The organism is Croceicoccus mobilis (assembly GCF_001661965.1).
Taxonomy (GTDB): domain Bacteria; phylum Pseudomonadota; class Alphaproteobacteria; order Sphingomonadales; family Sphingomonadaceae; genus Croceicoccus; species Croceicoccus mobilis.
In genome coordinates this window covers 198,553-220,605 of the sequence record NZ_LYWZ01000011.1, presented here as the reverse complement: position 1 = coordinate 220,605, position 22,053 = coordinate 198,553, and the positions used below count along the sequence as shown (strand labels likewise).

General features: G+C 62.9%; 18 protein-coding genes. 16 read left to right on the top strand and 2 right to left on the bottom strand.

Going from position 1 to position 22,053, the window contains the following annotated elements; genetic code table 11:
• From nuoF to A9D13_RS03700, 13 genes are all read left to right on the top strand, one after another.
• Positions 1 to 1,290, top strand: a complete 1,290-nt coding sequence (gene nuoF, locus A9D13_RS03760; RefSeq protein ID WP_066770304.1) for an NADH-quinone oxidoreductase subunit NuoF — start codon at positions 1 to 3, stop codon at positions 1,288 to 1,290.
• Positions 1,290 to 3,296 carry an NADH-quinone oxidoreductase subunit NuoG gene (gene nuoG / locus A9D13_RS03755; RefSeq protein WP_066770299.1) on the top strand — a complete coding sequence of 669 codons (2,007 nt, stop codon included), beginning with the start codon at positions 1,290 to 1,292 and terminating at the stop codon, positions 3,294 to 3,296. The genes nuoF and nuoG overlap by 1 nt, the downstream gene beginning before the upstream one ends.
• Positions 3,293 to 4,339, top strand: a complete 1,047-nt coding sequence (gene nuoH / locus A9D13_RS03750; protein WP_066770296.1) for an NADH-quinone oxidoreductase subunit NuoH — start codon at positions 3,293 to 3,295, stop codon at positions 4,337 to 4,339. The genes nuoG and nuoH overlap by 4 nt, the downstream gene beginning before the upstream one ends.
• Positions 4,336 to 4,821, top strand: coding sequence for an NADH-quinone oxidoreductase subunit NuoI (nuoI, locus tag A9D13_RS03745; protein WP_066770289.1), 486 nt, complete (start codon positions 4,336 to 4,338; stop codon positions 4,819 to 4,821). The genes nuoH and nuoI overlap by 4 nt, the downstream gene beginning before the upstream one ends.
• A 27-nt stretch (positions 4,822 to 4,848) precedes the next feature.
• Entirely contained in the window at positions 4,849 to 5,466 is a 618-nt protein-coding gene (locus A9D13_RS03740; protein WP_066770286.1) for an NADH-quinone oxidoreductase subunit J, read from the top strand.
• Between the two features lie 13 nt (positions 5,467 to 5,479).
• Positions 5,480 to 5,785, top strand: coding sequence for an NADH-quinone oxidoreductase subunit NuoK (gene nuoK, locus A9D13_RS03735; RefSeq protein ID WP_066770283.1), 306 nt, complete (start codon positions 5,480 to 5,482; stop codon positions 5,783 to 5,785).
• A 15-nt stretch (positions 5,786 to 5,800) separates the two neighbouring features.
• Positions 5,801 to 7,798, top strand: a complete 1,998-nt coding sequence (nuoL, locus tag A9D13_RS03730) for an NADH-quinone oxidoreductase subunit L (RefSeq protein WP_066770280.1) — start codon at positions 5,801 to 5,803, stop codon at positions 7,796 to 7,798.
• A 1-nt stretch (position 7,799) separates the two neighbouring features.
• Positions 7,800 to 9,353, top strand: a complete 1,554-nt coding sequence (locus tag A9D13_RS03725) for an NADH-quinone oxidoreductase subunit M (RefSeq protein WP_066770277.1) — start codon at positions 7,800 to 7,802, stop codon at positions 9,351 to 9,353.
• Positions 9,353 to 10,837, top strand: a complete 1,485-nt coding sequence (gene nuoN, locus A9D13_RS03720; RefSeq protein WP_066770274.1) for an NADH-quinone oxidoreductase subunit NuoN — start codon at positions 9,353 to 9,355, stop codon at positions 10,835 to 10,837. Before A9D13_RS03725 ends, nuoN begins: the two co-directional genes overlap by 1 nt.
• Positions 10,838 to 10,877: 40 nt before the next feature.
• The gene (locus A9D13_RS03715; protein ID WP_229665515.1) at positions 10,878 to 11,582 is read left to right on the top strand and encodes a biotin--[acetyl-CoA-carboxylase] ligase; all 705 of its coding nucleotides are present in this window, start codon (positions 10,878 to 10,880) and stop codon (positions 11,580 to 11,582) included.
• 3 nt (positions 11,583 to 11,585) lie between these two features.
• Positions 11,586 to 12,380 carry a type III pantothenate kinase gene (locus A9D13_RS03710; protein ID WP_066770258.1) on the top strand — a complete coding sequence of 265 codons (795 nt, stop codon included), beginning with the start codon at positions 11,586 to 11,588 and terminating at the stop codon, positions 12,378 to 12,380.
• Positions 12,370 to 14,025, top strand: a complete 1,656-nt coding sequence (locus tag A9D13_RS03705) for a ribonuclease J (RefSeq protein WP_066770256.1) — start codon at positions 12,370 to 12,372, stop codon at positions 14,023 to 14,025. Before A9D13_RS03710 ends, A9D13_RS03705 begins: the two co-directional genes overlap by 11 nt.
• Positions 14,026 to 14,087: 62 nt before the next feature.
• Positions 14,088 to 14,387, top strand: a complete 300-nt coding sequence (locus tag A9D13_RS03700) for a DUF1467 family protein (RefSeq protein ID WP_066770247.1) — start codon at positions 14,088 to 14,090, stop codon at positions 14,385 to 14,387.
• A 75-nt stretch (positions 14,388 to 14,462) separates the two neighbouring features.
• Here the strand turns inward: A9D13_RS03700 and A9D13_RS03695 are convergent, their stop codons facing one another.
• Positions 14,463 to 17,906 carry a coiled-coil domain-containing protein gene (locus A9D13_RS03695; protein WP_066770245.1) on the bottom strand — a complete coding sequence of 1,148 codons (3,444 nt, stop codon included), beginning with the start codon at positions 17,904 to 17,906 and terminating at the stop codon, positions 14,463 to 14,465.
• Between the two features lie 289 nt (positions 17,907 to 18,195).
• Here A9D13_RS03695 and A9D13_RS03690 point away from each other — a divergent pair, with 289 nt between their 5' ends.
• From A9D13_RS03690 to A9D13_RS03680, 3 genes are all read left to right on the top strand, one after another.
• Positions 18,196 to 19,425, top strand: a complete 1,230-nt coding sequence (locus A9D13_RS03690) for a hypothetical protein (protein WP_156521906.1) — start codon at positions 18,196 to 18,198, stop codon at positions 19,423 to 19,425.
• Between the two features lie 62 nt (positions 19,426 to 19,487).
• Complete coding sequence (locus A9D13_RS03685) at positions 19,488 to 20,444, top strand: hypothetical protein (RefSeq protein WP_066770240.1); 957 nt, start codon at positions 19,488 to 19,490, stop codon at positions 20,442 to 20,444.
• A gap of 9 nt (positions 20,445 to 20,453) precedes the next feature.
• Positions 20,454 to 21,812 carry a sensor histidine kinase gene (locus A9D13_RS03680; protein ID WP_156521905.1) on the top strand — a complete coding sequence of 453 codons (1,359 nt, stop codon included), beginning with the start codon at positions 20,454 to 20,456 and terminating at the stop codon, positions 21,810 to 21,812.
• A gap of 21 nt (positions 21,813 to 21,833) precedes the next feature.
• On the opposite strand, the gene A9D13_RS03675 is transcribed toward A9D13_RS03680, so the two are convergent.
• Complete coding sequence (locus A9D13_RS03675; RefSeq protein ID WP_216635482.1) at positions 21,834 to 22,037, bottom strand: hypothetical protein; 204 nt, start codon at positions 22,035 to 22,037, stop codon at positions 21,834 to 21,836.
• Positions 22,038 to 22,053 lie beyond the last annotated feature (16 nt).

The following is a 22,053-nucleotide window of genomic DNA, read 5'->3' as shown; positions in this document are numbered from 1 at the left end:
ATGCTTGAAGACAAGGATCGCATCTTCACCAATGTCTACGGCTACCAGCCGTGGAACCTCGACGCGGCGAAAAAGCGCGGCGACTGGGACAACACCAAGGACATTCTTGCCAAGGGGCAGGACGCGATCATCGAGGAGGTCAAAGCCTCGGGCCTGCGCGGCCGGGGTGGTGCGGGTTTCCCGACCGGACTGAAATGGTCGTTCATGCCCAAGGAAAGCAAAGACGGTCGTCCCAGCTTCCTGGTGATCAACGCCGACGAATCCGAACCCGGTTCCTGCAAGGACCGCGAGATCATGCGCCACGATCCGCACAAGCTGATCGAAGGCGCGCTGGTCGCGGGTTTCGCGATGCGCGCACGCGCTGCCTATATCTACATCCGCGGTGAATACATCCGTGAAGCCGAAGTGCTCTTCGCCGCCGTTCAGGAGGCGTATGACGCTGGCCTGATCGGCAAGAACGCGTCCGGCTCGGGCTATGATTTCGATGTCTTCGTTCACCGAGGCGCAGGCGCCTATATCTGCGGCGAAGAAACCGCGATGATCGAAAGCCTTGAGGGCAAGAAGGGCCAGCCCCGCCTCAAGCCTCCGTTCCCGGCAGGGGCGGGCCTTTACGGCTGCCCGACGACCGTGAACAATGTGGAATCGATCGCGGTCACGCCCACGATCATGCGCCGCGGCGGGGCATGGTTCTCCAGCTTTGGGCGCGAAAACAACAAGGGCACCAAGCTCTTCCAGATCTCGGGCCATGTGAACAAGCCCTGCGTCGTCGAGGAAGCCATGGGCATCCCCTTCGGCGAGCTGATCGAAAAGCACTGCGGCGGCATTCGCGGCGGCAAGGACAATCTCCTCGCCGTGATCCCCGGCGGTTCGTCGGTTCCGCTGGTTCCGGCTGAGCAGATCTGGGACGCGCCGATGGATTTCGACGGCCTCAAGGCAGTTGGGTCTGGTCTGGGTACGGCAGCGGTGATCGTGATGGACAAGTCCACCGACATCGTGAAGGCGATCAGCCGGATCAGCTATTTCTACAAGCATGAGAGCTGCGGCCAGTGCACCCCCTGCCGCGAAGGCACCGGGTGGATGTGGCGCGTGATGGAACGCCTGCGCACCGGCGATGCCAATGTCGAGGAGATCGACATGCTTTTCCAGGTGACCAAGCAGGTCGAAGGCCACACCATCTGCGCCCTTGGCGACGCGGCCGCATGGCCGATCCAGGGCCTGATCAAGCATTTCCGGCCCGAACTGGAGCGCCGGATCAAGGAAGCCGGTAACATGGCAGAGGCGGCGGAATAATGCCCAAGGTAACCGTAGACGGACAGGAAATCGAGGTCCCCGCAGGGGCTACCGTGCTGCAAGCGTGTGAGCTTGCCGGCAAGGAGATCCCGCGTTTCTGCTATCACGAGCGGCTTTCGATTGCCGGGAACTGCCGCATGTGCCTCGTCGAGGTGAAGCCGGGACCGCCGAAGCCGCAGGCTTCGTGCGCGCTTCCGGCCACTGACGGCCAGGAAATCCGCACCGATTCCGAAATGGTGAAAAAGGCGCGGGAAGGGGTGATGGAGTTTCTCCTCATCAACCATCCGCTCGATTGCCCGATCTGCGACCAGGGCGGCGAATGCGATCTGCAGGACCAGTCGGTGGCCTATGGCCGCGGCGCCACGCGCTATGAGGAAAACAAGCGTGCGGTGACCGAAAAATACATGGGTCCGCTCATCAAGACGACGATGACGCGCTGCATCCACTGCACCCGCTGCGTACGCTTTTCCGAAGAGATCGCGGGCGTGGACGAGATCGGCGCGCTCTATCGCGGCGAGAACATGCAGATCACCACCTACCTTGAGCATGCGGCCAAGCATGAACTCTCGGCCAATGTGATCGATCTGTGCCCGGTGGGCGCACTGACCAGCCGCCCTTATGCGTTCGAAGCGCGTCCGTGGGAGCTGAAGAAGACGCTGGGCATCGACGTGATGGACGCGGTTGGCGCGAATATCCGCATCGACAGCCGTGGCCGCGAAGTGCTGCGCATCCAGCCGCGCATCAACGATGACGTCAACGAGGAATGGATCGCCGACAAGTCGCGTTACGCGGTCGATGGCCTGACGCGTCGCCGTCTGGACAAGGTCTGGATCCGCAAGCGCGGCAAGCTGGAGGCATCGAGCTGGGACGAAGCCTTCAAGAAGATCAAGGCTGCCAAGGCCGGCGACGCGATTGCTGCCGTCTATGGCGATCTCGTCGATTGCGAGACCATGTTCGCAGCCAAGGCGTTGCTGAAGGCCTGCGGCTCGACTTTGATGGAAGGCCGTCAGACCGGTCTGGTCTATGACACTTCCAGCCTGCCTGCGGTGAACTTCAACACCACGCTGGCAGAGATCGAGAACGCCGATGCCGTGCTGGTGATCGGCAGCCAGATCCGTCATGAGGCTCCGCTCCTCAACGTGCGCCTGCGCAAGGCTGCGAAGAAGGGCGCGAAGTTCTTCCATGTCGGTCCGGAATACGACACGACCTATCCGGCGACCTTCCTTGGCAACGATCTGTCGGTGCTGAATTCGCTTTCCAGCGAAGTGGTCGACGCGATGAAGGGGGCGGAGCGCCCCGCGATCATCGTCGGCGGTGCCGCGCTGGGGCGCGGCGCGCTGAACAAGGCGTTGGCGCTGGCAGCGGAATTCAACGTCGTGAAGGACGGCTGGAACGGGTTCAACTCGCTCCACTTCTCGCCCTCGCGCATGGGCGGGCTGCTGCTCGGCCTCGCGCAGAAGGGCGGCATGGCGGACATCGTGGCGGCAAAGCCGAAAGTCCTGCTGTCGCTTGGCGCGGACGAGATGGACTTCACAGTGTTCCCCGATGCGCTCAAGGTCTATATCGGCCACCACGGCGACAAGGGCGCGCATGCGGCAGACATCATCCTGCCGGCCGCCGCTTTCCCTGAAAAGGCGGGCACTTACGTCAATATCGAGGGCCGCGTGCAGCGTAGCGAGAAGGCGGTATTCGCCCCCGGCGACGCTCGCGAAGACTGGACGATCCTGCGCGCGCTTGCCGATGCGCTGGGCGTTTCGGTCGGCTTCGACAGTTACAATGAACTGCGCGCTGCCATGTTCGCCGATACGCCGGCATTGGCGAATGAAGGGCTTGCCGTTAGCGGCGGCACGCTTCCGGCAGGCGGCGGCGATGCTTCGGGCGTAATCGGGAACTACCCGATTGCCGACCCCTATCTTACCAATCCGATCCTCCGCGCCAGCCCGACGATGCAGCGTTGCTCTGCCGAACTCTGGCATGGTGAGGAAATCGCGGAGGCCGCGGAATGACCGACTTCTTCGTCAATCTTGGCATGAGCTATGAGTGGGCGTGGTTTGTCGCGACCGTTTGCGGCATCCTGCTCATCGCCCTCCCGCTGATGCTGGGCGTGGCCATGATCATCTATGCCGACCGCAAGATCTGGGCCGCCATGGCATTGCGCCGCGGGCCCAACGTGGTCGGGCCGTTCGGCCTGCTCCAGTCGTTTGCTGACGGTCTGAAGGTGTTCCTGCAGGAAACCATCGTCCCGACCGCCGCGAACAAGGGTCTGTTCCTGATCGCGCCGATCATAACCTTTACCGTCGCGCTGATGGCCTGGGCGGTGATCCCGTTCAATTCGGGCGCGATCCTTGCCGACATCAATATCGGCCTCCTCTACATCCTCGCGATCAGCTCGCTGGGTGTTTATGGTGTCGTGATCTCGGGCTGGGCCTCGAACTCGAAATATCCGTTCTTCTCGGCCATGCGCGCTGCCGCGCAGATGATCAGCTACGAAGTCTCGATCGGCTTCATCCTTGTGTGCGTGATCCTCTATGCCGGGTCGAGCAACATGTACCAGATCGTCGAGGCGCAGCGCGGCTTTGGCCTTGGCATCGTCAACGGCTTTTTCTTCAACATCCTGCTGTTCCCGATCTTCGTGATGTTCCTCATCTCCTCGCTGGCTGAAACCGCGCGCGCGCCGTTCGACCTGACCGAGGCGGAAAGCGAGCTGGTGGCAGGCTATCAGACCGAATATTCCTCGATGAGCTTCGCGCTGTTCTGGCTGGGCGAATATGCCAACGTGCTGCTGATGTGCACGTTGAACGCGGTGCTGTTTTTCGGTGGCTATCTGCCGCCGCTCGACATCGGGTTCCTCTATGTGATCCCGGGCTTCGTGTGGCTTCTGCTCAAGATCCTGTTCTTCTTCTTCGTCTTCTCCTGGGTGAAGGCGACCGTCCCCCGCTTCCGCTATGACCAGCTGATGCGTCTTGGCTGGAAGGTGTTCCTTCCCCTGTCGCTGCTGTTCGTCGTGCTGACCAGCGGGTGGCTCATGTTCACGAGGTTCGCAGCATGACTGCCGCACAGCTCATAAAATCGTTCACCCTCTGGGAGTTCGTGAAGGCGCACGCGCTGACGCTGAAGTATTTCTTCAAGCCCAAGGCGACGATCAACTATCCGTTCGAAAAGAACCCGCTGTCCCCGCGTTTCCGCGGCGAACATGCGCTGCGTCGCTATCCGAACGGTGAGGAACGCTGCATCGCGTGCAAATTGTGCGAAGCGGTGTGCCCGGCGCAGGCCATCACGATCGAGGCCGAACCGCGCGAGGACGGCAGCCGCCGCACCACGCGCTACGACATCGACATGACCAAGTGCATCTTCTGCGGCTTTTGCCAGGAAGCATGTCCGGTCGACGCCGTCGTCGAGGGGCCGAATTTCGAATACGCGACCGAAACGCGTGAGGAACTGCTCTATGACAAGGCGAAACTGCTGGCCAACGGGGACAAGTGGGAGCGTGCCATCGCCGCGAACCTTGAAGCCGATGCGCCCTATCGCTAGGGGCGCGCACGCGGGATATCCGAAGCCATGATCCAGACCATCACCTTCTACCTCTTCTCGGCCCTCGTGATCGCATCGGCCTGCTTCGTCATCATGGCGAGGAACCCGGTGCATTCCGTGCTGTGGCTGATCCTCGCCTTCTTCAACGCGGCCGCCCTGATGGTGCTCGTGGGGGCGGAGTTCATCGCCATGCTGCTGGTCATCGTCTATGTGGGCGCGGTCGCCGTGCTCTTCCTCTTCGTGGTCATGATGCTCGACATCGACTTTTCGGAGCTGCGGGCAGGGTTCATCAAGAATGCCCCGCTGGGTGCGCTGATCGCGCTTGTCCTCTTCGTCGAGCTGTTTGTCGGCCTCGTCGCATGGAACGCGGGCGGCGTGACGCTTGGCACGCCCGACGGCACGTCGGCTGCGGTTGAGGGCGCAAGCAACATCCAGTCCATCGGTGCGCTGCTTTACGGCAAGTATCTGTTCCTGTTCGAAGCTGCTGGCGTAATCCTGCTGGTCGCCATGGTCGGCGCCATCGTGCTGACCCTGCGCCACCGCCCGAATCCGCGCAGCCAGAACATTGCAAAGCAGGTTTCGCGCCGTCCGGAGGACGCCACCATCAACACCCGCCCCGAAGTGGGCGCGGGCGTGAAACTTTGAGGAAGGACGACCGATGATCGGTATCGAACACTACCTCGTCGTCAGCTCGATCCTGTTCGTGCTGGGCGTGCTGGGGATCTTCCTCAACCGTAAGAATGTCATCGTCATCCTGATGGCGATCGAACTCATCCTGCTTGCGGTAAACCTCAATCTCGTCGCGTTCAGCGCCTTCCTCGGCGATCTGACGGGGCAGGTCTTCGCGATGTTCGTGCTGACCGTTGCTGCTGGCGAAGCGGCGATCGGTCTTGCGATCCTCGTTATCTACTTCCGTGGCCGCGGCACGATCGCGGTGGACGATATCCACCGGATGAAGGGTTAAGGGCGGCTCCTCGACATGATCCAGATACTCGTATTCCTGCCCCTTCTGGCGGCGATCGTTGCAGGGCTGTTCAATCGGCAGCTCGGCAATCTTCCGGCCAAGATCATCACGACGGGCGCTCTGTTCATCTCCTGCGCGCTGGCGTGGCCGATCTTCATCGGCTTCCTCACCGGCAGCGCTGAGGCCTATGTCGCACCCGTGCTGAAATGGGTGCAGTCGGGCGACATGAGCTTTGACTGGGCGCTACGCGTCGATACGCTGACCGCGGTCATGCTGGTTGTCATCACCAGCGTCTCGGCTCTCGTCCACCTCTATAGTTGGGGCTATATGGACGAAGAGCCCGATCAGGCGCGGTTCTTCGCCTATCTCTCGCTCTTCACTTTCGCCATGCTGATGCTGGTGACTGCCGACAACCTCGTCCAGATGTTCTTCGGTTGGGAAGGGGTGGGCCTTGCCTCCTACCTCCTCATCGGGTTCTGGTTCCGTAAGCCCAGCGCCAATGCGGCCGCGATGAAGGCATTTGTCGTCAACCGCGTCGGTGACCTTGGCTTCATGCTCGGCATCTTCGGCACGTTCCTCGTCTTCGGCACGACCTCGATTTCCGAGATCCTGTCGGCAGCGCCCGGCATGGCCGGCTCGTCGATCACCTTCATGTCGATGCGCCTGCAGACGATGGATATACTGTGCCTGCTGTTGTTCGTCGGCGCGATGGGCAAATCGGCGCAGCTCGGCCTTCACACCTGGCTGCCCGACGCGATGGAAGGCCCGACCCCGGTGTCGGCGCTGATCCACGCGGCGACCATGGTGACCGCAGGCGTGTTCATGGTGTGCCGCCTCTCGCCGATGTTCGAAGCGGCTCCGGTCGCGCTGGCCTTCGTCACCTTCATCGGTGCAGCGACCTGTTTCTTTGCCGCGACGATCGGCACAACGCAGACCGACATCAAGCGCGTGATCGCCTATTCGACCTGTTCGCAGCTCGGTTACATGTTCTTCGCGGCGGGCGTCGGCGCGTATAACGCGGCGATGTTCCACCTGTTTACCCACGCTTTCTTCAAGGCACTGCTGTTCCTCGGTGCGGGCTCGGTGATCCACGCGATGCACCACGAACAGGACATGCGTTACTATGGCGGCCTGCGTAAGAAGATCCCGCTGACCTTCTGGGCGATGATGGCGGGTACGCTTGCCATCACCGGCGTCGGTCTCTGGTTCGCGCATGCCGGTTTCGCAGGCTTCCATTCGAAGGACGCGATCCTCGAATCCGCCTTCGCAAAGGGTACCGAACTGTCGCAGTTTGCCTTCTTCATGGGCATCGTCGCGGCGCTGCTCACCAGCTTCTACAGCTGGCGCCTGATGTTCCTCACCTTCTGGGGCAAGCCGCGCTGGATCGAGAGCGAGCACATCCAGCACAGCGTCCACAAGACGCCGGAAGAAGCGGGCGAGGATACGACGGGCGGCTATCACCCGCATGAAAGCCCGCTGGTCATGCTGATCCCGCTGATCGTCCTGTCGATCGGCGCCGTGTTCGCAGGCTTTGCCTTCACGCACAGCTTCCTGGATAGCTCGGATTTCTGGGACAACTCGCTGTTCTATAACGAACATCTGGTGCATGCGATGCATGAGGTTCCAACTTGGGTGAAACTGGCTCCCGGCATTGTGATGCTCATCGGTCTCGCCATCGCGTGGAACAACTATATTCGCGATCCGGGCGCACCGGCGCGTTTCGTGGGCCAGTTTGGCTTCGTGTACACGTTCCTCAAGAACAAGTGGTACTTCGACGAGCTGTATCACACCATCTTCGTGAAGCCGGCTTTCTGGCTGGGCCGCAAGTTCTGGAAGATCGGCGATGTCGGTATCATCGACCGCTTCGGCCCGAACGGCGCGGCCTGGGTCGTCGCAGCCAGCTCGCGATTCGCGAGCAAGGTGCAGACCGGTTATCTCTATTCCTACGCCTTGATCATGCTGCTCGGCCTTGTCGCCGCGGTCAGCTGGATCATCGCAACCGCGGGGCAGTAAGTTGGACGGCTTTCCCATCCTTTCGTTGATGCTTCTCGTGCCGCTTGTCGGCGCGGTGGCATGCTATTTCGTGTCGGCCAATGCGGCGCGGATGATCGCCTTGATCACCACTCTGATTGAGCTTGTCCTTGGCGTTGTGCTCTGGGTCAATTTCGACATCGGCGGCGCGCAGTGGCAGTTCATGGAGCGGGCCGACCTGTTCGCAGGCTTCCGCTATGCGCTGGGCATCGATGGCATCGCGCTGATGCTGATCATGCTGACCGTGTTCCTCATGCCGATCTGCATCGGCGCCAGCTGGAATTCGATCAACAAGCGTGTCGGCGAATACATGGCGGCGTTCCTCCTCATGGAACTCCTCATGGTCGGCGTGTTCGCGGCGCAGGATCTGTTCCTGTTTTACATCTTCTTCGAAGCCGGCCTCATCCCGATGTATCTGATCATCGGCATCTGGGGCGGGGACAACCGCATCTACGCCGCGTACAAGTTCTTCCTCTACACGCTGATCGGCTCGGTGCTGATGCTGATCGCGATGTTCTGGATGGTGCGCGAAGCGGGTACGACCGATATCCCGACGCTGATGAACTATGACTTCCCGGCGGATGCTCAAAAGCTGCTTTGGCTTGCTTTCTTCGCCAGCTTCGCGGTGAAGATGCCGATGTGGCCGGTTCACACCTGGCTGCCCGATGCGCACGTCCAGGCGCCGACGGCGGGTTCGGTCATTCTGGCCGGCGTCCTGCTCAAAATGGGCGGTTACGGCTTCATCCGCTTCTCGATCCCGATGCTGCCCGAAGCGTCCGTCTATTTCGCATGGCTCGTCTTTGCGATGTCGATGATCGCGGTGGTCGTCACCAGCCTGATCGCGCTGGTGCAGTCCGACATGAAGAAGCTGATCGCCTATTCCTCGGTTGCCCACATGGCGATCGTGACCGCAGCGCTCTTTGCTTTCAACGTGCAGGGCTTCGAAGGCGCGATGATGGTGATGCTGGGCCACGGCCTCGTGTCGGGAGCGTTGTTCCTGTGCGTCGGCGTGATCTATGACCGCCTGCACACGCGTGAGATTGCGCGCTATGGCGGCATCGCGATCAATATGCCGAAATACGCGACTTTCTTCCTGCTGTTCACCATGGCCTCTATCGGCCTGCCGGGGACCAGCAACTTCATCGGCGAATTCCTGGGCCTTGCCGGGATCTACCAGGCGTCGAGCTGGGTGGCGTTCGTCTGCACCACGGGCATCATTCTGGGTGCGGCCTACATGCTCTATCTCTATCGCCGGGTCGCTTTCGGCGAGCAGAAGAACGAGGACGCGGCGGCCATGCCCGACATGGACGCGCGGGAGTGGATCATGATGATCGCGCTTGCCGCAGGTACGCTGTGGATGGGTATCTATCCCGAAAGCTTCCTTGCGCCGATGCGCACGGATATCGAATGGCTCGACCAGCGGCTTGAGGCCGTTGCCCCGGCGGGCGACGCGCATCTCGCCATGCCGAGCGCGGAAGAGCAGGCGGCCGCCGCAGCCGCTGCCGAACACCATGATGCGGGTGAGGGTGCCCACTGATGACCGATTTCTCTCACTCCCTTGCGCTGATCGTCGCCGAGGAAGTCCTCACTGTTGTGGGCCTCGTCCTGCTGCTGGCTTCGGCCTGGCTGGGCGACAAGGCTTCCCGCGGAATTTCCATCGTCGCGGTTGCCGCGCTGGTCGCTTGCGCCTTTCTGGCGGCACCGACGCTGGCAGGCGGGCTGATGGGCCCGGATCGGCTTGCCTTTGGCGGCCAGTATATCGGCGATGCCTTTTCGGCTTTCGCCAAGATCCTGATCTATGTCTCCGCCGCGGTGACGCTGATTTTCGCGCCCAATTTCCTGAACCGCTTCGTCGTGAACGGGCAGGGGGCGATGCGGGCCGAATTCCCGGTCCTCGTGCTCTTCGCCGTGGTCGGCATGAACCTGATGGTCTCGGCCGGCGATTTCATGACACTGTATATCGGTCTCGAGCTCAATTCGCTCTCGGCCTATGTCCTTGCCGCGTTCCTGCGCACGGATGAGCGCTCTGCCGAAGCGGGCCTCAAATATTTCGTGCTGGGCGCGCTTGCCAGCGGCATCATCCTGTTTGGCATGAGCCTGACTTATGGCTTTGCGGGCAGCACCGACTTCATGGCCGTTCGCGGCGCGATGGCGGGTGAGCTTGCTACTGGCGCAATCTTCGGTCTCGTGTTCGTGCTGGCAGGTCTTGCGTTCAAGATCAGCGCCGTGCCGTTCCACATGTGGACGCCCGATGTTTACGAAGGCGCGCCGACACCTGTCACCACCTTCTTCGCCACCGCGCCCAAGGTTGCGGCGCTGGCGCTGACCATGCGTGTCGCGCTGGGTGCGTTTGGCGGTGCGGTAGATGCGTGGCAGCAGATCGTGATCTTCGTGGCGCTGGCTTCGATCATCGTCGGCGCATTGGGCGCCATCGGTCAGTCAAACATCAAGCGACTGCTCGCTTTCTCCTCGATCAACAACATCGGCTTCCTGCTGATCGGCCTTGCCGCCGCGACGGAGCAGGGTGCTGCAGCCATGCTGGTTTATCTCTTCATCTATGTCTTCATGAGCATCGCCGGTTTCGCCGTCATCCTCATGCTGCGCGATGTCGATGGCAATCCGGTCGAGGCGATTGCCGATCTCGCGGGCCTCAGCTCGGTTCGCCCGGCGATGGCATGGGCGCTCTTGGCCGTGATGTTCAGCCTTGCGGGCATTCCGCCGCTGTTCGGCTTTTACGGCAAGTTCGTGGTGTTTCAGGCCGCGGTCGATGCCGACATGATTGCGCTTGCCGCGATCGGTATCGCTGCCAGCGTCATTGGTGCGTTCTACTACATCAAGGTCGTGAAGATCGCATTCTTCGATGAACCCAGCGGCCGTATCGTACCGGAAACCGGACCGATCTCGCACAAGATCGTGCTGCTGGTCGCCTGCCTGATCATCTCGCCGCTTGGCTATTTGCTCGGCCCGTGGCTTGGCGGGCTGACTGAAAAGGCAGCGGCTTCGCTGTTCCTGATCGGCTGATCGGCAGATGGCTTCCGGGCCATCCCCTTATCTTGAATGCGTGGCCAGCATCGCCTCCACCAATGGAGAGATGCTGGCCCGACTTTCACGCGGCGAAACCGTGGGCGAAGGCGCTTGGCTGATCGCCGATCGTCAGACTGCCGGGCGTGGCCGATTGGGTCGCAACTGGCAGGATGGCGCGGGTAATTTCATGGGGTCGACCGTGGTGGCTCTGCGTGGGAGCGATCCGGTGCCGCATACGCTCGCGCTCGTGGCCGGTGTCGCGGTCCATTCGGCTGTCGCCGGGTTGGCACCGGATGCGATGCTCAAATGGCCCAATGATCTGCTGGTCGGTGGAGCAAAGCTGGCCGGGCTTTTGCTGGAACGTCAGGGTGATTGCATCGTGATCGGTGTCGGGGTCAATCTGGCCAGTGCGCCCGAATTGCCGGACCGCGCGACGGTTTCACTGGCAGAACTGGGGGTTGCGGTCGAACGCGACGCATTCGCTGCGGATCTCGCTTCGCGGCTCGCCGCCGAACTGGCGATCTGGCGCAGTGCCGGCCTCACCGAAACTTTGGCGCGCTGGACGGCCCGGGGTCCACGGATCGGCGCGCGCATCGCGGCCAATCCCCATGGCGATGAGCGGCTGACAGGGACCTATCGGGGCCTCGATCCCGAAGGCGGTCTGTTGATGCGCTTGGACACCGGGGCCATCCGTGCCATTCACGCGGGCGAGGTCGAACTTGTCCGGCCCGAGGAGGACTGACGCATGCTGCTCGCCTGCGATGTCGGCAATACCAATATCGTCTTTGCCCTGCTTGAGGGGCGGGAAACCCGCGCGCGCTGGCGGATCGCGACCGATGCACGGCGCACAGCGGACGAATATGCCGTGTGGCTGATGCAGCTCTTCACGCTGGAGGGGCTGCAGTTCGGTGATGTGGACACGATGATCATCTCCACCGTGGTCCCGCGCGCACGCCATAACCTGACGGTGCTGGGCGAAAAATATTTCGGTGGCACGCCATTGTTTGCAGGGGAGCATCCGGCAAGTTTCGGCATTACGGCCGATGTGGATGAGCCGCAGTCGCTGGGCGCGGACCGGGCGGTCAACATGGTCGCTGCCTTCGATCGCTTTCAGGGCGACCAGATCATCGTCGATTTCGGGACGGCTACGACGTTCGACGTTCTCGACTTCTCCGGTGCCTATAAGGGCGGGATCATCGCGCCGGGGATCAACCTGTCGCTGGACGCGCTGGTCAGTGCAGCTGCCAAATTGCCGCGGATCGCCATCGAATCTCCGGGTGATGACCGTTCGGTGATCGGGAAAAACACCGAATCCCAGATGCATATTGGTGTTTTCTGGGGCTACGTGGCAATGATCGAAGGGCTTGTGGCGCGGCTGCGGGCAGAGGTTGGTCGACCTGTGAAAGTGGTGGCGACCGGCGGGCTGGCCGTCCTGTTCGACGAATGCAGCGATATTTTTGACGAGATCGATGTGGATCTCACCATAAGAGGTCTCGCAATATTGGCTGCGCGTGCCGATATGGGCCCCGATGAAACCTGAAAACGAACTTATCTTCCTGGCCCTGGGCGGGTCGGGAGAGATTGGCATGAACGTCAACCTCTACGGCACCGGCGGCAAATGGCTGATGGTCGATCTTGGCATGAGCTTTGCCGATCCGGCCTATCCGGGCGTCGATCTCGTGTTCGCGGACCTCGACTTCATCGAGGAGCGCGCCGACGATCTCGTCGGTATCGTGCTGACCCATGCGCATGAAGATCACATCGGCGCGGTCCCCTATTTTGCCGCCGATCTCGGCGTGCCGCTTTATGCGACGCCTTTCACGGCTGCGCTGGTCAAGGAAAAGCTGATCGAGGCCGGTGTCGAGAATGACGTTGAGCTCAATGTCATCGACCATCTCGATAGTTTCCGGCCCGGCGGCTCGGCATCGCCGTTCCACGTGCGCTATCTCCCGCTTGCTCATTCGATTGCAGAAGGCAATGCGGTGCTGATCGAGACGCCTTTTGGCCGCGTATTCCATACCGGCGACTGGAAGCTCGACGACGATCCGCAGATTGGTGAGCCCACGACATCCGAAGAGCTGACCGAAATTGGCGATGAGGGCGTTCTCGCGCTGGTCTGCGATTCGACCAATGTGTTCAATCCTAATCCCTCGGGCAGCGAAGGTGCGGTGCGGGCGGCGCTCGATGCCGAGATCGCGCGGCATCAGGATAAGCGCGTCGTCGTCACGACCTTCGCCTCCAACGTGGCTCGGCTTCAGACCTTGGGCCAGGCTGCGCGCGATACCGGGCGTCAGCTTTGCGTCGCCGGACGTTCGCTCGACCGCATCATCGGTGCGGCGCAGGCAAACGGATATCTGCAGGATTTTCCCGAAACGGTCGATTTCGACACCGCCATGCGTCTGCCGCGCGGCGAAGTGCTGATCATCGCCACCGGCGGGCAGGGCGAACCGCGTGCGGCGCTGGCCCGCATCGCGGCGGAAAACCACCCGATCGAGCTTGTCGCAGGCGATGTCGTGCTGTTCTCCAGCCGCCAGATCCCCGGTAACGAACTCGCCATTGGCCGCATCATGAACCAGTTGGCGGCGCGCCGGATCGAAATGGTAACCGACCGGCAGGAACTGATCCACGTCTCCGGCCATCCGGGCCGGCCCGAACTGGAAGCGCTCTATGGCTGGTTGAGGCCCGAAATCCTTGTCCCCGTGCATGGCGAGATGCGACACATGGCCGAGCAGGCGCGTGTGGGGAAGGCTGCAGGCATCCGCAGGCAGGTGGTGCAAAAGAACGGCGACATCATCCGCCTCGCACCCGGCAAGCCTGGCAAGATTGGCGAGAGCAGGGCAGGGCGGCTCGTCCTCGATGGCGATATCATCGTGCCTGCGGATGGCGATTCCATCGTCGAGCGTCGGCGCCTTGCGCATAACGGTCATATCACGGTTATCCTGCCGCCTTCGGATTCGGATGCCGATATCCTCATCAGCGCGATCGGCCTGCCGCTGGTGGAGGATATGGAAGACTTCCTCGAAGAGGCTAAGGACGACATTTCCAGCGCGATCGCCCGGTTGAAGGGCCGCGCCCGCACACCCGAGGCGGTGCAAGAAGCGGCAAGGCTGGCGGTGCGCCGCGCTGCCCGGCGCTGGTCGGGCAAGAACCCGCAGGTCGCCGTATTGGCGATGGATGCGGCCTGAGTCTTCGCATGGGGCAATTCGCCGCCTTTTCTTGAAGGCGCGCAGCGGCTAGGGCGGCGGTCATGCAACTGACCTCCGCTATCGCGATCTATTTCCTGCTCTGGATCTTCAGCGCCTTCGTGGTGATGCCTTTTACCGTGCGCACCCATGACGATGTCGGCACGACGCCGGAAATCGGCCATGCCGACAGCGCGCCGGTCAATTTCCAGCCCTGGCGGATCGTGGGCTTTACCACCCTGGTGGCGACAGTGCTCTTCGTGCTGTTCTATCTGAACTATAGCTATGACTGGATCGGGATCGAGGATCTGGACATCATCCCGCTCCCAGATGATCTCGCCAATCAAAAGATGCCCGGCGAATAGAGAAGCGGACGGACCAGAAAAAAAGGGCCGGAGCGACTATGCTCCGGCCCCTTTTTCGTGTCGGCACTCGCGCGGTCAGCGGCGCAGGCGCTCGATCGATTGGGCCATGGCGACATAAAGCTTGCCCATGTCGCTCGACAGCATGGTGACGGCTAGCGTGTTGCCTTCGCGCGTTGCCAGCAGATTGCGCAGCATCGCCTCGAAGTCGTGGATGTAGCGGTTCACATGCTCCCGGAATTCGCCATCGGCTTCGTAATGGTCGACGATAGTGCGCGCATCCGAATTGTCGACCAGACGCACAGCACGGCGCGTGAAGATCCCGCGCTCGCCCTTAAGGTAAGCCTGCCACGCGCTGTCGCTGACCTCGGCGGAAAGCACCTTGTCGATGTCGATCGCGGTGGAATTCAGCGATTCGGTGATCTGCGCGACGCGGCGGGCGAAGTGGTCGTCAATGTCCTCTTCGGCGCGGCGGCGTGCCTCGGCGATGCGATATTCGAGGTGGCCGGTGATCTCGTTCACCTTGTTGAGGTGATCCTCCAGTTCTCCGGCCGCGTCGCGGGCCGCACCGGTCGCGCGCGAAACCGCGGCGTCGAGGTTTTCCAGCGTCTCACGCGTGCTTGCCTCGACAGCCTCGCGAACAACGGTGCCGCTTTCGGTCGCCAGCTTTTCGGCAATGGCGCGCACGGCATCAGATGACGTGCCCTCGATATTGGCGACCGCCTCGCGGCTAGCCTCGGCGAGCTTGGCGATAGCGCCGCCCAGCGTGGCTTCTGCAGCTTCGGCCATGGCCTCGCTGTCGTTGCGGGCCTGCGCCAGCACTTCGCGCAAGGATCCGATCTGCTCGGCATGCTCACTGCCGCGGGCCTTCAGCGTATCGTGCAGGGCGACGATATCCTCCAGCGTGCCGCGCGTGGTGCTGCGGGCGGCTTCCACCGCTTCATCCAGCGACTTGCTGTTCTCGCCAGCCTCGCGCATCGCGTCGCCCAGACGGTCCATGCGCTCGGTCACTGCGGTCAGCTTGCCTTCGGCTTCGCCGATCGCTTCGGGCAGCGCCTCGCGCGTATGGCGGGAGCTGGCCTCGATCAGTTCGAGCAGGCGGACCGAGCTGTCGGTCAATGCCAGCACGGCCTTGTCGGTGCCCGAAAGCGCATCGCGGCTCTCGGTCAGCTTTGCCGACAATGCGGCAAGGCTGGCGCCGACCATCGCTTCGGCATCGCGGCCGCTGTCGGCCACTTCTTCCATTTTCTTGGCGTAATCGGCGACGCGGCCCGAAATGATCTCGGCATGGCGGGCAAGCGATTCGCTGGTCGCCTGCTGGCGGCGGCGGCGCTCGTCCAGATCGGCGTCGATTTCCTCAAGCTGGGTGGCAAGTGCGGCAATGCCTTCCTGACCCAGCGCGATGCGGGCAGCGGCACGTTCGTCCATGGCGCGGTCGATCGCGGCGATGCGTTCGTCCACTTCGCTGACGATCTGCTCGCCGGCGGCAATGCGGGCGGCAGCACGTTCGGCGATGGCGCGGTCGATATGCGACAGCCGGTCGTCGACATCGCTGACGGCCTTTTCACCGGCAGCAATACGGGCTGCGGTGCGATCCTCGATCTCGCGGTCGAAACGGGCAAGGCGCTCGTCGATGTCGGAAACGGTCTGCTCGCCAGCGGCGATGCGGGCGGCGCGGCGCTCGTCAAAGCTGCGGTCGATGGCGTCGAGCTGCTCGGCAACGGCCTCGTTCAGCTCACGGCCTGCGGCCAGCTGGCGGATGCGGCGTTCCTCGAACGCTTCCTCGATCGCGGCGAATTGTTGCGCGACCTTTTCGCCAAACTCGCGCTCGATATCGAGATAGGCCTGGCGGCGCTGGGCGATGCGGTCGTCGACCTCGTCCAGCTGGGCGGCCAGCGATTCGGTAAGCGCGCGGCCCGCAGCCTCGTTCTTCTGCCGGCGCTGATCGATTTCGCCGTCCAGAGCCTCAAGCCCTGCCGACAGGCGCTCACCCAGCGTGCGAGCGGCGGTTTCGCTGCGCTCGATCCGCTCGGCGATCTCGCTTTCCAGATTCTCGCCGTGCTGGAGGAGTTCACCGTGCAGGCGGCCGATTTCCATCGAAAGCGTGGCAACGCGCGAACCCACGGTTTCCAGCGTCTCCTCGCTCTTGCGATCAAGGCCAGAGAACATGGAGGCCGCCTCGCGCCCGCTTTCGGACATGCGCTCCCGCCAGCCGGTCACGGCATCGCCGCCGATCTCGGTAAAGCGGGTCATCAGCGAATCCGCCTCATCATTGGCGGCGGACAGGCGGTCGCGCCAACCGGCAAGCGCGGAATCGCCCGAAGTGCCGAAGGCTGCGAAAACGCGCTCCGCCTCATCGCCAAGAGCGGCAAGATTGGTGCGCAGGCTGAGCAGCGCATCGGCCTCACCGCGAGCGACGCGGCCCGCGATATCGCCGCTTTCGTCTTCCAGCTTGGCAAGACGGTCGCGCATGGCGTTGATGGCGAAATTCTCGGCATCGGCCATCTTCGCACGTGAACTTTCGAGCATGCGCTCGACTTCCTCGGCCCGGTCGCGGACCGCGGCAAGCGCCTCGATTTCCTGCTGGTCAAGCCGTTCGCGCAGGGCTTCGCCTTCGGCGTCCAGCGCCGCGAAACGGTCGGAAGCGATGGTGCCAAGCTGATCGGCACAGCGCTCGAACTCGGTCAGAGCCTCGTTCACGCGGGCGCGCATTTCATCGACCTTAAGCGTCGACATTTCGCCCGCTTCGCCAATGCGGCCAAAGCCTTCGCGCAGACGTTCGATCTGGGTCTGCGCACCATCGCCCGCCCGACCGATCGAATTGACGAGATCGCGCGCGGCGTTGGTGACAACCGGCAGCTGACCGCGGATCTTCTCCATATTGTCGAGCGCGGCAGAGGACACGCCATGCAGGCGGTCGACCTGTTCGCCATTATGGCCGATCAGTTCCTGCAGGCGGCCCGCATTCTCCGACAGGCGCTCGCTCGCCACGCGGCCCAGCGATTCGAGATCGCGGCCCTGCGAGGTCAGGAATTCGCGCGCGATCGACAGTTCGGCATTCACCTTGGACAGGCGATCTTCCAGCGCGATCGATTCATTGCGGAGCGAGGCGGCGGCATCGGCAAAGCGGCCAGCCTCTGCGCGGCTGTGACGCAGCGCCAGCATCCACAGGGCGATGATCAGTGCGGCGGGCATCGACCACTGGCCTATCAGCGCAGCCCATTCGGCGGGGCCTGCGGGCAGGGAGAGGGCGGTGCCATCATAGAAATTGGCCCAGGCGAAAAACCCGGTCCAGCCAGCCAGCGCGGTTATGGCAAGGCCCGGTACGACCCAGCCCCGGCGGCTTTGGGGCATGTCTTCGTAAGCCATCTCGTCGCTCAACTCGTAATGCGAGGGTGCGTCAGGCTCGTGGCCCTGCGCCCCGTACTGCGCCCCGTACTGCGCAGAGTCCTGCGTTTCGTCGTGCTGTTCGACAGGTTCGCCGTCCTGCCCGAAGCGGATGATATTGCGCCGTCTTTCCATTATTTTCGCCCGTCACCGTCCTGAACGGAATCCTCTAACACGAAATCCATTATCAAACAGGCCCGCAGGAGTGATTTTTCGCGTGTGCGAGCGGGTAAAGACGGTGGATAATCCGTTGATGAATCCCCAGCCTCGGCAGGGATGGGGCAAAATCCCCTGCGAACATCGCCCAAGGGTCCCTTGCCGGACCCCCGGCGAAGGCTGCATGAACGCTCTGCCGCCATTCCTGCACATGTCTGCGCCGGAAGGCTCTGCATCAGCGTCTAACCGGGAAATCAGGTCCAGCCCCTTGCGTATTGCCGTCATCTCCATGCTCGACACGGTCGAGGGCGTTGTCCCCGGTCGGGCGACCCTGCGCCCATCGGCATCGCTGCGCATCGCGGGCGAACAGGTCGCAAGGCACCAGATCGAACTGGCCGCCGCTGCCGGGGCTGCCCGCGTACTGGTGCTGGGCGACAAGGCGGACGACCGGGTGGAAGCGATGCTGGGCGCAGGAAGGGCGGCGGGACTCCCGGCCAAGATCGTGCGCGACGCCCCCGAACTTTGCGCCGAAGTGACGGCGGCCGACGAATTGCTGGTGATCGCCGATTCGCTGATGGTCGATCCCGCCACCGCGCTGGCGCAGCTGGGCGGGCAAGGCATCGCGACGCTGCCTGTCGAAAAGGGCATCGCCGCCGGGTTCGAACGGATTGATGCCGATCATGCATGGGCGGGCATCATGCTGGTACCGGGAAGCCATGCCGAACGCCTGCGCGAACTGCCACGCGATGTCGACACGGCCTCAGCCTTGCTGCGTATCGCATTGATGACGCGGCTGAATATTCGCCGGGTCGACCCGGCTGCATTGTCCGACGGGCGCTGGGTTCTGGTGCGAACCGACGAAACCGCGCAGGCCGTGGAGACGGCCCGGCTCGAACGTTCAATCCGTAAGGCGAGCGGCGTCACGCCGGGGCCCCGTATTGCCGGTTTCGCGGCGCGCCGCTTCGGCGGGCGGCTTTTGGAAAGCGATCACGGAGATCTGCTCGTCGGCACGATGGCGGTGTTGCTGGCCGGGGCGGCGCTGGCCGCGACGGGGTTCCAGCAGGGCTGGCTCGCCTTTGTCTTCATGGGGCTGTGCTGGATGGCTTTGCGTGGGCAGCGCGTGTTGCAGGCGGTGCGCAGGCAGGGCCGACTGCGGCGGCGCGGGCGCGATCTGGGGCAGGTGCTGCTGCTTGCCTATGACGTATTGCTGGTCGCAATCATCGCGGTGAATGGCGGGCCGGGATTCGCGCAGCCATCGCAATGGTTTGCAGCCTTGATGCTGGTCGCGATGCTCAGGCTGGGTGCGCAGCAGTATCCCTATCACCCGATTCGCCCCTGGCTCGAAGATCGCCCGCTGTTGTGCGCTGGCCTAGCCCTTTCGGCATTCTGGGCATGGCCGGTAACGCTTTCGATGCTCCTCGCAGGAGTGCTTGCCCTTACATGGATCGGCTTTACGTTTCAGTCCGGAACGGGGGCCACGAAACTAACGCGCCCTTAACCACACGGTGATAGTCCGAACCCATGGGCGATTTGGAAAAAACAGGCGGAATAGCCTCTGCCATGCGTTCCGAGCTGAAGCGCGGTGATCGTGTGCTGGGTGCACGCGGGGTTGTCCTGCGCCACATCATCGGTAGCGAAGACAGGGCGATGTTCTCGGATTCGATTGTGGCGCGCGTGCGTGGCCTCGCATCGGATCTTGCGGCGCAACTGGCTGTAAAGCTTGCAGAAGCTGCCGGGGAGAAAGACCCCGAAGCGTGGGTTCCGCATCTTTCCGATCCACTGTCGGGCGCTCTGATCGACGAACCGATGCTGCTGGAACATCTGCATTCCGTGGCGATGGAATGGCAGCTGACTGAAAGCCTTGAGCGGCGAATCGGTATGGACCCGGCGCTTTCGCCGCTGCTTCAGGCGCTTATCAGTGCCGATGACCCGAATGCATCGACTCTGGCAATGGATCTTTTGACGGGGCAGGCCAGTTTCGTGCGCCACATGCAGCGCATGACCCTGCCGATCATCGAGCTTCCAGCCGAAGTTCTGTTCGCCGTGCTCAACACGCTGCGCTCCGCCGTGGCCGGCGACATGAATTTCGAAGAGCATGCGCGCACCGCCGAACATGCGATTCGCCGCGATTATGATGAGGCGCAGACCCGCATCGCCACGGCGAACCGGCTGGTCGGCGCCTTGGGTGCGGGCGCATTCGCCGCGCTTTCGGTTACCCATGCGGGTGTTGCCGTGTTCCTCTCGGCGCTTGCCGCGACCTCGGGGGAAACCCGCGACAATGTCGCTTCCTCGACCGGGGAGAGCCAGCTTGCTCGCCTTGCACTGTCGCTGCGCGCAGCGGGGCTGGGCGACAAGGAGATCGAGCGCGAATTCTTTGCCATTCATCCCGATATCACTCTGCCCGATAATTTCGCGGCCCTGCGCGGAAATGATGCGCAGGCCCTGTTGACCGGCACCGCCCCGGCACTGGATGGCCCACAGTCGGGCCGCCCGCAGACCAAAGAATACGGGACGTAGGGACGGGCCGTGGGGGACACAGTCGCAATCACCGGGGCCAAGGCGCCATTGATCGCTCGCAGCGACGCGGCGGATCGCATGGTCGAGGCGGATGATCGCCTTGCCGCGCTTCAGCGCGCGTGCGGCGGTGACATTCCCGGCATGATCGCCGTTCCCGAACTGCTGCAGCTGGTGCGCAAGGCGCGCGGCTACAACATGAAGCTGGGCCGTTCGCTGACGATGATCCATCCGGCAGGCTCGCTTTCGGGCTGGGCGGAAATCGAGCCGGGCGAAAATGGCTGCACCATCCGCCTGTCTGACTGGACTGCGGCCGAGAATGAGGCCGAACCGGCCCATGCCCCCAGTGACGAGGCCGCCGAAACGCGCCTTGCCATCGAACAATTGCTGGCCGAGGCCGTGCTGTGGCTCGACGAGCGGCAGAATATCGTCGCGCTGGAGACCGAATGCGTGGAGCTTTCGCCACTGGTCGGCAAGGCGCGGCAGATGCGTGGGCAGAACTGGGCGAGCCTTTTCGAACTCGATGGCGGCAAGCCCCCGCAATGGGGTGTGCGTAGCGGTATCGTCGGCGGGATCGAGGGATCGCAGCGGCGCTGGCACCTGATGATGGCAGGCGGCGCGGGGCAGGGCGGTAACCAGCTCTTGATCCGCCGGCATGAGGAAGTGATCGCCAGCGAACCCGCCAATGACGAGGATCTGCTTCCCGACAAGCTGCTCGCCGATCAGCTGGCGCCCGCGCTCGATGCGCCGGTCCGGCGGATCATCCGCAATGGAGAGATCATGCGTGACCGGCTCGCCGGGCCATTGGCGCGCGAATATGTGAGCTATGCAGGGGATATCGTCAGCGCCGGGCAGCATCTTGCCGGTCTGGCGCAGGCGCTGGTCGATGGGGATGAGGCGCCGGAGCCGGAACTGACCACGCTTGACCTGTGCGAAATCGCCGAAGGCGCCTGCCGCCTGCTGACAACGCGCGCGGCGCGCAGGCAGGCGCGTTTCGCCCTGCGATTCCACCCGGCGCATGCCCAGGGTGACAGGCGCTGGTGCATGCAGATCCTGCTGAACCTTTTGGGCAATGCCGTGAATTACGGGCCGAAGGGCGGCGAAATCTTTATCGACTGTTCGGTTGAGGGTAACCGGGCACGCGTCAGCATCACCGATCAGGGCACGACTCTGTCAGCGCAGGAGCGTGAGCTGATATTCGGCAAATACGAACGCCTGGGCCGCGAAGAGGGCGGGACCGGGTTGGGCCTGCATATTTCCCGCCGTCTGTCCGAAGCGATGGGCGGGACGCTGGAAGTCACGCCTGCTGATGGTGGCGGTAATTGCTTTACCCTCCGCCTGCCGGTGGCGGGCAAGGAAAGCCAGACATAAAAAAAGGGCCTCTACAGCCCTTTAGCTTCCATTCTTGCGGCGCCGTGCCAGCCAGATCAATATGACCCCGACTGCCATGGTGATGACGCCATAGGTGGCCCATTGTCTCTGCCCCAGCATGAAGCTTGAGGCGGGCCACATGACGAGCCCCAGCCCCTGAAGGGTCCAGAGCCCGCCCATGACGAGGACGACGACGCCGATGATGGTGAAAACCGTCCGCAGCATCGTCGCCCCCTTATCC

What these genes read in the sequence shown, in the direction of transcription:
- nuoF (WP_066770304.1), top strand. Translation starts at nt 1, where the DNA reads ATGCTTGAAGACAAGGATCGCATCTTCACCAATGTCTACGGCTACCAG.
- nuoG (WP_066770299.1), top strand. Translation starts at nt 1,290, where the DNA reads ATGCCCAAGGTAACCGTAGACGGACAGGAAATCGAGGTCCCCGCAGGG.
- nuoH (WP_066770296.1), top strand. Translation starts at nt 3,293, where the DNA reads ATGACCGACTTCTTCGTCAATCTTGGCATGAGCTATGAGTGGGCGTGG.
- nuoI (WP_066770289.1), top strand. Translation starts at nt 4,336, where the DNA reads ATGACTGCCGCACAGCTCATAAAATCGTTCACCCTCTGGGAGTTCGTG.
- A9D13_RS03740 (WP_066770286.1), top strand. Translation starts at nt 4,849, where the DNA reads ATGATCCAGACCATCACCTTCTACCTCTTCTCGGCCCTCGTGATCGCA.
- nuoK (WP_066770283.1), top strand. Translation starts at nt 5,480, where the DNA reads ATGATCGGTATCGAACACTACCTCGTCGTCAGCTCGATCCTGTTCGTG.
- nuoL (WP_066770280.1), top strand. Translation starts at nt 5,801, where the DNA reads ATGATCCAGATACTCGTATTCCTGCCCCTTCTGGCGGCGATCGTTGCA.
- nuoN (WP_066770274.1), top strand. Translation starts at nt 9,353, where the DNA reads ATGACCGATTTCTCTCACTCCCTTGCGCTGATCGTCGCCGAGGAAGTC.
- A9D13_RS03710 (WP_066770258.1), top strand. Translation starts at nt 11,586, where the DNA reads ATGCTGCTCGCCTGCGATGTCGGCAATACCAATATCGTCTTTGCCCTG.
- A9D13_RS03705 (WP_066770256.1), top strand. Translation starts at nt 12,370, where the DNA reads ATGAAACCTGAAAACGAACTTATCTTCCTGGCCCTGGGCGGGTCGGGA.
- A9D13_RS03700 (WP_066770247.1), top strand. Translation starts at nt 14,088, where the DNA reads ATGCAACTGACCTCCGCTATCGCGATCTATTTCCTGCTCTGGATCTTC.
- A9D13_RS03695 (WP_066770245.1), bottom strand. Translation starts at nt 17,906, where the DNA reads ATGGAAAGACGGCGCAATATCATCCGCTTCGGGCAGGACGGCGAACCT.
- A9D13_RS03685 (WP_066770240.1), top strand. Translation starts at nt 19,488, where the DNA reads ATGCGTTCCGAGCTGAAGCGCGGTGATCGTGTGCTGGGTGCACGCGGG.
- A9D13_RS03675 (WP_216635482.1), bottom strand. Translation starts at nt 22,037, where the DNA reads ATGCTGCGGACGGTTTTCACCATCATCGGCGTCGTCGTCCTCGTCATG.